Here is a 10,369-nt window from a genome sequence, read left to right as displayed (position 1 = left end):
GGGCCGAACCCTAGACGTCACAATTTGGTAAGGGAAGAGCGCGGTTCGACGAACCGCGTCAGCCGGTCCATTTCAGTCCTGCCCAGAGGGTGCGGGGCTGCGCGAGTGTCGTCGCGCCGCGCACATCGATCCCGTCCTCGACGCGCTCATCGAGCAAATTCTCGGCCGCCACCGTCAGGCTGAGGCCGCCGCGCAGCGGAAGCTCGGCAGACGCATCGACCACCAGCGCATCGCCCAGCGGGCGGGCCTCTAGGTCGTCCTCGAACTGCTCCGAGGTGTAGCGCAGACCCGCCCCCAGCCGCGCCGGCCCCAAATCGGCACGCGCCGACAGGCTGACCCGGTGTCGCGGCACCTGCGGCGGGGCAAAGCCGTCCTGCGCCGCAGTGTCGCCGCTGCCGTCAACCTCCGCGTCGGTAAGGGCATAGCTTGCGAAGAGGTCGAAGCCGCCGAGCCGCAGCTTGCCGGCCGCCTCGAGGCCCCAAGCCTCCACGGCATCGAGATTCAGGCGCTGGCGGTAGCTTCCGAAGACAAATCCCACGCCGGGGAAAACGCCCGGCCCCTCGGCAAGAGTTACATTGGCGATGGCGTTCTCGGCGCGAACCCGGAAGCCGGTAACGGACAGCGTCGCGGTCGAAAGCGGGCGGTAGTCGACGCCCACCTCCGCGCCGTAGCCGCGCTCCGGCTCCAGCGCTTCGTTCGCCGCGGTGGCATCGGGGCCGACGCGATAGGGGCGGTAGAGCTCGTTCAACGTGGGCAGGCGCCATGAACTGTAGGCCGAGGCGCGCAGGGTGACGGCGCCCGCCGGCTGGTAGGCGAGGCCGACCCGGCCGGATGGCTCCCACCCGTGGCGATCCGGGAACAGGCTGTCGCTGCGCGCCTCCGGACCCGGCAGACGGTCGATTTCGGTGCGCGAGCCGTTCGACAGCGACCAGCGGTCGACGCGTCCTTCGGCGGTGAGGGTCAGTCGCTCCCCCGCAGCGAAGGCACCGCCTGCGAAGGCGCCGGCGACGAGGCTCTCACCGCCCGCCCGGCGCAGGCTGACAAGGGTATCACCGTCGAAATCGTAGCGCTCGTTCGTCGATCCCTTGCGGTAGCGTAGATCCGCGCCGAGGGAGAGGCTGGCCGGGCCGATGACGGGTCGCACCTCGATCTTGCCCCCGGCACCGAGCCCGGGCGTGTTATACTGGTCGAGCGCAGGCTGCTCGGCCGACCGGTCCGCCTCCGTGCGGGCGAAGGTCGCGCGATATTCGCGGGCCTGCACATATCCGAGAAGCTCCAGCGGGAGGGCGCCGCGCCCCACATAGCGCAGCGATGCATCGGCTCCGTCCGTCCCTGAAGTCACGAGCCGCTGACCGCGCTGGCGCTCGTCGTAAAAGGCGGCAAAGCGAACCTGCAGTTCGCCGGCGAAGGCCGGAAAAACCCCGCGCGCGGCGATGCTGCCCTGCTCATAGGGCGAGCGCGTATCGACCGCGCCCCGGTCGGCGGGAGCGGTGGTGAAGAAGCCGTCGCCGCGGCCGAAATGAGCGTCCGCAGCCAGGAACCCTGCGCCTGCATCGACCAGCGCGCCGCCCTCCAGATCCAGGCTGTCGCGGCTGCCATAGCGGGCGTGGACGTAGTCCTCCCGCTGACCCGGTCCCGCCGACGATAGCTCGATGGTGCCCGTGAGGCCGCCGCCGAACGCGCCGCCGCCGCCACCCGTCACCGCCCGGACAGTGGCGAGCGATTCCGGCCGAAGCGCGGGCCAAGCGATCCAGCCGGCAAAGGGATCTTCCACCGGGACGCCGTCGAGTAGCACCAGCGCACGACTGGAGGCGTTGCCGCCGATACCGCGCAAGGTTGCCCCTTGGCTGGTCGGATTGGCGCTGCGCGCATCGGACCGGCGAAAGAGCTGGAAGCCGGGAATATCGCGCAGAGCGTTTTCGAGCTGGCCGGACGGATCGGCGACGAGCGCCTCGCGGTCCAGCACCACGGCGGCGAGCGCAGCCTCTCCGGGCATCGGGGATAGCGGGGCACCCGTAACGACGATCTCGTCCTGCGCCAGTGCGGCACCGGGCAGCGACGGGAAAAGCGTGGAGGCTGCCGCAACCAACAACACGGAAAATGGCTGAACCCGGGCGCGGGACGAACGAAAACATGGCATGAGCGCGGCTTTGTCAGAGGACGGACTGGCGCGCGCCTATCTCCATTGCCATATGAACGGCAAGTTGCGAGCCATTCTCAAAGATGCGGATATCCATGTTCAACGATCTCTCCTCCCCCCTCAGCCTTCTTGAAACTCGCCGTTCCGGCAAACCGCGCGACATGGTCGCACCCGGTCCGAGCGAGGAGGAGCTGGCGCGAATCCTGGCGGTCGCTGCACGCGTGCCGGACCATGGCAAGATCGCGCCCTGGCGCTTCCTGATTATCGGCCCCGACCGGCGGGACGCGTTTCAGGCCCTGCTGGAGGAGGTCTACCGCGAGGAGAAGCCCGAGGCCGGGCGGCTGGAACTCGAATCGGTGGCGCAGTTCGCGCAGCAGGCGCCGACGCTGATCGTCGTGCTGTACAAACCCAATGCGGAACGCTCCATCCCGTTGAGCGAACAGCGCGATTCGGCGGCCTGCGCGGCGATGCAGCTGGAAAACGCCGCGACGGCGAGCGGCTATGTATCCGGCTGGATCACCGGCTGGGCCGCCTTTTCCGACGGCGTCCACGCGCGCCTTTGCGAAGAGGGCGAGGAAATCGTCGGCTTCGTCTTCATGGGAACGCCGGGCAAACCGCTCGAGGAGCGGCCGCGCCCGGCGCTGAACGAGATCGTCAGGACCTGGTGAGGTCGAAAGAGCCGGGGATGCAGGTCCAGCCTGCACCTCCGGCCCTTACAGGGTCACTCGGTCTCGTCGATATGCGCGATCGGCATGATGCCTTCGGGCAGGCCGCGCTCGGCCTTCGCCGCCGCTACCATGTCGCGGACTTCGGCACGCAACGCTCCCGCATCGTAGAGGATGCCGTCCTTCACCGTGTACGCGATGCCGCCTCGGCGGACGACCTGGCCGGTCTCATCGTTCAGCTTCAGAGCGCCGGTGCCGAAAAGGAGTTTCATATTCTCCAGCGGGTTGCCCTCGACGATGGCGAGATCCGCCTTTCGGCCCACGCGAATGGTGCCGACCTCGTCGTCGACGCCGAGAACCTCGGCACCGACCTGCGTGGCCGCATGGATCACTTCTAGCGGGGTGAAACCGGCCTCCCGCAGCAACTCCATCTCCTGCATGTAGCCGAAGCCGTAGAGGTTATAGATATAGCCTGAGTCGCTGCCGACGGTCACAAGGCCGCCCTTGTTCTTGTACTCGTTCACGAACTGCATCCACAGGCGGTAGTTTTCCTTCCACGCCATCTCGTCCTCGGTGGTCCAGTCGAACCAGTAGGAGCCGTGATTGGTGCGACTGGGCCGGTACCAGTCCCAGAGCGCGGGCATGGTGTAGTCCTCGTGCCAGCGCGCACGGCTCATGCGCATGAAGTCGCGGCTGGTGAGATAGGCGGTGAAGGTCGGGCTGAGGGCGAAGTCACGCTCGAGCAGCGTGTCCATCACCTCTTCCCACTTCTCCGAGCCCGGCTCGGCAGCCTGGACCCAGAGCCGGCCGGCCTGGCCGAAACGCGCCTGCTCGTCGTTGTTGACGTAGTCGTTAGGCCATTTCTGCAGTTGGCGGTCGGTAAACATGGCTTCCGGCAGGCCGTACCAGTGCTCCATGGATTCAAGGCCGGCAGCGGACGTGTCGAGGACATCCGCATAGGACACGCTCGGCTGCGCATGGTGCATGGTCGTGTGAAGACCGATCTTCTCCGCCTCATCGATGGCGGCGAGCAGCGCATCCTCCGGACCGCCGATGAACTTGACGCCGTCGGCGCCGCGCTCCTTCGCTTGGCGGATGGCCATGCGACCCTCCTCGGCGGAGTTCGGCATGTGCCCCAGAATGTCATGGAACATCGGGTAGATTTCGATGCGCGGCGCAACGATCTGGTTCGCGGCGCTGCGTTCCTTCACGTCGACCAGCCATTCGATGGGCCGACCGCCGCTGCCGACATCGCGGACGGTGGTGACGCCGTGGCTCATCCACAGTTTCAGGATATAGTCGGACGGCACGCCCTGCCCATCCGACAGCGTGTGCAGGTGAACGTGACTGTCGACGAAACCGGGCATGACGTAGGCGCCGCCCAGATCGACGTCGTAGTCGCCTGCGGCAGGACGCCGGGAGTTGTCGATCGCCTTTGGCTCGCCGAGGAAGGCGATTTCGCTGATCGTGTCGCCCTCGATGACGATGTCGACCATACCCTGCGCGGGAGCGCCCGTGCCGTCGATGATGATCGCGTTGCGCAGCACCATCCGGTTGTACGGGCCGGCCCCCTCCGTCCGCTGCGGAATGGGATCGGCCACCGCCGCACCCGTTTCGGCCGCGAAAGCCGGCGGGTCCGCGACCGGCACCACCGCCAAGACGGCAGCGCCGAGCGAGAGGGCAAGGCCACCGAGCAGGGACCCGGCGCGAAGGGACTTCTTGTTCATCGAAACGCTTCCTCGACTGGAAAAAACAGGTGGGCGGGTGGGGGGAACCACCCGCCCTGGAGGCCCCTTTAGAAGTGGAGCCGGGCCCCCATCACGTAGCGGCGACCGAGGACGTCGTAGAGGCCGACGTCGACGTTGGCGTCGCCCGCAAGCGCCGTACCCAGGACTTCCGGCTGGTTGTCGGTCAGGTTGTTGATACCGCCGAACAGCTCGAGATTGTCGATGATGTCCACCTTGGCGAACAGGTCGACGTACCACTCGGCCGGAATGTGATCGACCGCGGCCGTCACCGTCTCGTTGAGGTCGAAGCTGCCGATCATGCGCGCCGCCGCCCGGAAGGTAACCGGACCGCTCTCATAGGTACCGGAGAAGTTGAACTTCAGGTCCGGGATGAGAATACGGCCGGTGCCGCCACCGCAACCGCCGCCGAGGACGCCGGCGCAGTCAAGTGCGCCCTGACCCTCGATGACCGTGATCGACCGTTCGAACAGCCAGCTGCCGACCCACTGAAGCGTCAGCGAGGACGGTCCGGCGATGTCGACCGCCGCCGGCAGGTTGAAGCGATAGTCGATCTGCGCGTCGAGACCTTCGGCCTTCAGATTGCCGAGGTTCGCCAGGTTGGTATCGATATAGTCGATCTGGCCGTTCGACAGGCGGTTGACCGCCTGACAGGTCGTGGCATCGAGGTCGAGCTTGTCAAAACAGTCGCGCAGCGTCTGATCGCCGTTGATCGAGGCAATCGCGTCATCCACTTCGACGTTGAAATAGTCGACGGTGATGTTCACCCCCGGCAGGAAGTAGGGCGTGACCACGGCACCGATGGTGTAGGTGCTGGACTCTTCCTCCTGCAGGTTCGGATTGCCGCCGGTTCGGATGGTGTAGCCGACCGTGCCCTGTGCGAAGTTGTCGATGTCCGCTGCCGGAACGCCTTGGAGGACGCAGAAATCCTTCTGCGCTTCGGTGGGATTCTCGGCTGCGGCACAGGGGTCGTTACCACCCGAATAGCCCGACGCGATCGGAGCGAAGAGCTCGTCCAGATTCGGCGCGCGGATGGCCTTGTTGAAGGCGCCGCGGAAGCGCATCCAGTCGACCGGGGCATATTCCGCACCGATCTTCCAGGTGAAGACGTTGCCGATGGTCGAATAGTCGGAGATACGGGCCGCACCCTCGAGCGCGAGCGTATCGGCAAACGCCATGTCCGACAGGATCGGAATCCGGATCTCGCCGAAGGCTTCCTTGACGTCATACTCACCGCCGGTCGCCGACTGGGAGCTGCTGCCATATTCGCCGGCGGCATCCTGCGGACTGGGCGTGAACTCATAATCGTCTTCGCGCCATTCGACGCCGAAGGCGAGCGCCACCGGTCCCGCCGGCAGGTCGAACAGCTCGCCGCTCAGCGAAGCGCCGGCCACCTGGCGGACGAAAATCTCGTACGAGTCGCGATCAGGCGTGATAAACTCGCCCGCTTCCGGCGTGATCGTGTCGTAGCCGAAGATGCTGACAGGCACACAGCCGCGCGACTGGTCGACGCAGACGACATTGCCGCTGGCATCGGTGGTCGCGTTGAGGGCCTGCGAGAGGCGAGCCTGCGAAATCTGGCCCGACTGGTGCTGGTCGGTGCGCGAGCGCTGCCTCTGGTAGAAGGCATCCCAGCGCCATGCGCGGTCCATGATGTCGAAGTCGCCGCGCAGGCCGCCCGTCACGGCATAGGACGTACGCTCGAACGCATAGTTGCGATAGCCGAGCTCGTCGGCGCGGCGGCCGGCCCCGACGATTTCCGCGTTGCCGTCGCCATCGGCGTCGAACACGTCGGCGTTGGCGACAAAGAAGTCGCGAACATTGTCCGACAGAACCGGGTTCGTGGCGTAATTCGGAAGGAGCAGCGTGCGTCCGCCCGGGATCGACGGCGTGACCGGACCGAAGGCCGCCGGAGCCTGCTGGTAGGCGTTCCGGTTGGTCATGAAGAAGCCTTCGGCATAGGCTGTGATATTGTTCGTCAGGTCATAGTGACCCAGCGCGGTGATCTGCGTGCGCTCGAGCGGACGCAGCAGATAGTTGCCCTCCGCATAGTCGAACGCGTTTTCCGGCGTACAGTAGGTCTGCGGTGCGCCGTCTTCGGCGAAGAAGATACCGGTGATCGACGTACAGTCACCCGAAGGAGCCGCCACGCCGACCAGGTTCGCGACGGTGCCACTGCTGAGACCGATACGGGTCCCGGGAACATTGCCCGACCCGCCAGGGACGAGTTCTCCGTTTACCGTATCGAGCGGCGGTGCGGAGAAGGAGCGGTCCTCCTGGAAGACGGGATCCTGGTTCGTGTAGCTGATGCCCATGACGACATTGCCGCGGCCATCATCGAACTCGGCGCCGGTCGTCAGGTCGAGCTTGTGCGAAATACCGTCGCCGCGCTCGTTGATGCCGTACATGTAGCCGGCTTCGAACCCGTTATAGTCTTCCTTCAGGACGAAGTTGATCGCACCCGCGATGGCGTCCGATCCGTAGACCGCCGAGGCGCCGCCGGTAATGATGTCGACCCGCTCGATCAGCGCATCGGGCACGCTCGACAGGTCGACCGTGCCGCTGGCGTCGGCAGGAATGAAGCGCCGGCCATTTACGAGAACGAGGGTCCGGGTTGCCCCGAGTCCGCGCAGGTTGGCCGTGAGGACGCCGGAACCGCCGCCCGAGTTCACGCTTGAGGTGTTGCCCGCAGCAAGCTGTGGGAATTCGTTCAGCGTATTCTCGATGGTGAAGTTACCGGACAGCTCGATATCCTCGGCCCCGACGACGGTCGTGGGGCTGGGAGCTTCGAGGTCGCTGCGCGACAGGCGCGACCCGGTTACGACGATAACGTTCGAGGCGACCGGCGGGGCGTCGGTGACCGGCGTGTCGGCCACCTGGGCAGCCGCAGGCACGGCCAGGGCGGCGAATGCTCCCGACAGGATGGTGGTGCCGAGGATGCGGCCGGCCAGCCGGCTCATCCGGGTTGCGGAAGACTCAATTTTCACAGATTACCCCCTTATATTTCAGTAGGTTGAAACTATCCCCTGGATCATTCCCTAGCTGTCAGATGTCGATCCACGCCCATTCTTCGCTCCACGGCAGGCGCGACATCTGGAGGGAGGGTCCCTCCTCGCGCACGATGAAGCCGTCGGAGAAGTTTGCGCCCGTTCCCGTGACGGGATCGAACAGGCCGGGCTCGACGGAGAACATCATTCCCGTGTCGAGCACCGTATGGTCGCCAAGCGAGAGGTAGGGCGGCTGGTGGCCCTCCATCCCCTCGCCATGCGCAGGCCGGTGATAGATGTAGTCCTGGACGCCCTCGCCGACTTGGAACTTGTGAATCTCGTAAGCGACGTCGGAACAGAGCGTGCCTTTGCGTGAGAGGTCCTTCTGCATCAGGCAGGCGTCCCGCGCGGCAGTCCAGAGCTTCTCCATATGCGCGGTGCGCGGCCCGATCATGTAGGGGCGGTAAAGTTCGCCGCCGCAGCCACCGATGCGAACCACGCCGGCGACCTGAAGCGCCTGCCCACGCTCGACCCGGTTATAATAGAACTGGTTGGGGTGCGGATATCCGGTGGGCTGCCCCGCCCGCACCGACACGCCGACGCGGACGCCCACCGCACTGTGCGGCTTTCCATCATGTTCGAGGTCGTTCATGATGAGATCCGTGCCGAACTTCTCGGCCGCGTTCGCGATCTCATAGTCGATCAAATCGGTGCCGTGCTGCAGGATGAGATCGCGTGCAAAAGCGTGAATGCGGTCGAAATAACCATATGCGCGCCGCGTCAGCGCCACCTCCAGCGGCGTCTTGCGCATGCGCATGTAAAGGCAGGCCTGCTGCGCATCGGCCATCGGCGCGCCGAGCACTTCGACCACCTTGTTCTGCTTGGTCGGAATGAGCTCCTGGTCGACCGCAAGCGGCTTCCCGGCAAAGCCGCGGCGCTTCAGCCCCTCGAGCAGCCACAGCCACAGATCGTGGGTCGGCCCCTTGAAGACCTCGCCGCGGTGCGGAAACGCGCCTTCGACGTCGAGCCAGTCGAAGTACATGTCGCCGTCTTCGAACCACCAGCTCCGGATCAGGTCGCGGTCCAGCGCCGGATAGAACCAGATCGGACTGTCACCCTCGGCCGGGATGAAACAGTGGATCATCCGCTCAGTCGTGGTGTGCCACAGACCGGTAAAATAGATGATGTTCCACTGGTTCGTCAGAAGGATGCCGTCGAGTCCGTTGGCGGCCAGCGTTTCCTGCAGCCTCTTCGTGCGCTCCTTGCTCCAGGAAAGCGGCAAGCGGTCCACATCGGCCGGCGCCACATCGTCGGGCGGAAGAAAGAGGCCAGCCGAACTGCTGCCATCGATGCCCTCCACGCGGGCACCCGAAGGCGCGCCGGCGAGTGCCGATGCTGCGCCGCTGGCAGCGAACGCGGCTGCCCCAGTGGCGCCCGAAAGCAAACTTCTTCTGTCGATCATCGTAACCCCCCGATCTCCAAAGCCAGATTCGTATATCAGATATCGTATACTTGCAAGGCAGCGAAGGCGGGCTAGATTTGTAATCCTGCGTCAGAATTGGACTTTTGCTAAGTCTATGTCGTCGATGTAGTTGCTTCGGCAACAATGATATAGGGTTACATCCCTCCAGCGATTCTCGTTAGATTTTCGACACTAAAGCGTAAGAAAAGAGGAATAAGACATGCCGATGAAGCCCAGTCCTTTGCGCGCCGCGCAACTAAGTGCGGCACGAATGTCACATCTCATATTTTCCGTAACGGCACTTATTGCCTCGGCAATTGCCGCGCCGGGACTCGCACAGGACGCGCAGCCCTTCGATACGAGCCAAGCGGTCGAGGCCGACTTCGTAATGGACGAATTCACCTTCGGGACCGGCGAGCGGCTGGAGGATGTCCGCCTGCACTACCGCACGCTCGGAACGCCGCACCGGGGCCCGGACGGCGAGATCGACAATGCCGTGATGATCCTCCACGGCACCGGCGGCACCGGCGCGCAGTTCCTGCGCCCCCGCTTCACCGACCTTCTGTTCGGCGAAGGCCAGCCGCTAGACACCTCGCGCTATTTCATCATCCTGCCCGACAATATCGGCCATGGCGGGTCGACCAAGCCGAGCGACGGCCTGCGCATGAACTTTCCTGCCTATGACTATGATGACATGGTCGAAGCGCAGCGCCGACTGCTCCGCGAGGGGCTCGGGATCGAGAAGCTGCGCCTCGCTTTCGGCACCTCAATGGGGTGCATGCATATCTTCATGTGGGCCGAGCGCGATCCGGACTTCGCCGATGCGGCCATGCCCATGGCCTGCCTTCCGGCCGAAATTGCGGGGCGCAACAGGATGTGGCGCATGGCGGCGATGGACATGATCAAGACCGACCCGGCCTGGCAGGGCGGAAACTACGAAACCCAGCCCGTGCACGGCATTCGCGGCGCTACCTATCTGGGGATCATCGCAGGATCGGCGCCCGTCTATCTGCAGAAGGAATATCCCACGCGCGAGGAGGCGGAAGCCTATCTGGAGGAGCGGATCGAGGCCGCCGTCCCCAACATCGATGCCAATGACTATCTCTATTATTTCAACTCTTCGCGGAACTATAATCCCTGGCCAGACCTGGAGAAGATCGAGGCTCCGATGACCTGGATGAATTCCGCCGACGACTTCATCAACCCGCCGGGCCTGCGTATGGCGGAGGCAGCTGCGGCGCGCATGCCGACCGTGCGCTACATCCTGATCCCCGAAGACGAGACGACGCAGGGACACAGTACGCACACCTGGGCGAAGTTCTGGCAGGACGAGTTGGTCGACCTTCTACAGCGGACGGAATAGCGCCACG

Annotated in this window: 6 protein-coding genes; 2 read left to right on the top strand and 4 right to left on the bottom strand. The window is 64.9% G+C overall.

Going from position 1 to position 10,369, the window contains the following annotated elements:
• Positions 1-58 precede the first annotated feature (58 nt).
• A complete protein-coding gene (locus KCN53_RS03615; RefSeq protein WP_224199336.1) occupies positions 59-2,095 on the bottom strand; it encodes a TonB-dependent receptor in 2,037 nt (678 codons plus the stop codon).
• A 140-nt stretch (positions 2,096-2,235) separates the two neighbouring features.
• Between KCN53_RS03615 and KCN53_RS03610 the strand changes: the two genes are divergently transcribed.
• Positions 2,236-2,808 (top strand): nitroreductase family protein, encoded by a 573-nt coding sequence (locus KCN53_RS03610; RefSeq protein ID WP_088711400.1) that lies wholly within the window; start codon positions 2,236-2,238, stop codon positions 2,806-2,808.
• Positions 2,809-2,861: 53 nt separating this feature from the next.
• Here KCN53_RS03610 and KCN53_RS03605 read toward each other — a convergent pair whose 3' ends face one another.
• From KCN53_RS03605 to KCN53_RS03595, 3 genes are all read right to left on the bottom strand, one after another.
• A complete protein-coding gene (locus KCN53_RS03605) occupies positions 2,862-4,532 on the bottom strand; it encodes an amidohydrolase family protein (RefSeq protein ID WP_088711401.1) in 1,671 nt (556 codons plus the stop codon).
• Between the two features lie 68 nt (positions 4,533-4,600).
• Positions 4,601-7,537 carry a TonB-dependent receptor plug domain-containing protein gene (locus KCN53_RS03600; protein ID WP_224199335.1) on the bottom strand — a complete coding sequence of 979 codons (2,937 nt, stop codon included), beginning with the start codon at positions 7,535-7,537 and terminating at the stop codon, positions 4,601-4,603.
• Between the two features lie 58 nt (positions 7,538-7,595).
• Positions 7,596-8,999 carry a M24 family metallopeptidase gene (locus tag KCN53_RS03595; RefSeq protein ID WP_088711403.1) on the bottom strand — a complete coding sequence of 468 codons (1,404 nt, stop codon included), beginning with the start codon at positions 8,997-8,999 and terminating at the stop codon, positions 7,596-7,598.
• Positions 9,000-9,270: 271 nt separating this feature from the next.
• Between KCN53_RS03595 and KCN53_RS03590 the strand changes: the two genes are divergently transcribed.
• Positions 9,271-10,362, top strand: coding sequence for an alpha/beta fold hydrolase (locus KCN53_RS03590; RefSeq protein ID WP_088711404.1), 1,092 nt, complete (start codon positions 9,271-9,273; stop codon positions 10,360-10,362).
• The last annotated feature ends 7 nt before the right edge of the window (positions 10,363-10,369 follow it).

The sequence above is a fragment of the Pacificimonas aurantium genome, from assembly GCF_020092905.1.
GTDB classification, from domain to species: Bacteria; Pseudomonadota; Alphaproteobacteria; order Sphingomonadales; family Sphingomonadaceae; genus Pacificimonas; species Pacificimonas aurantium.
Note: the sequence above shows the minus strand (reverse complement) of the source record. Positions and strands in the feature narration are given on the sequence as shown.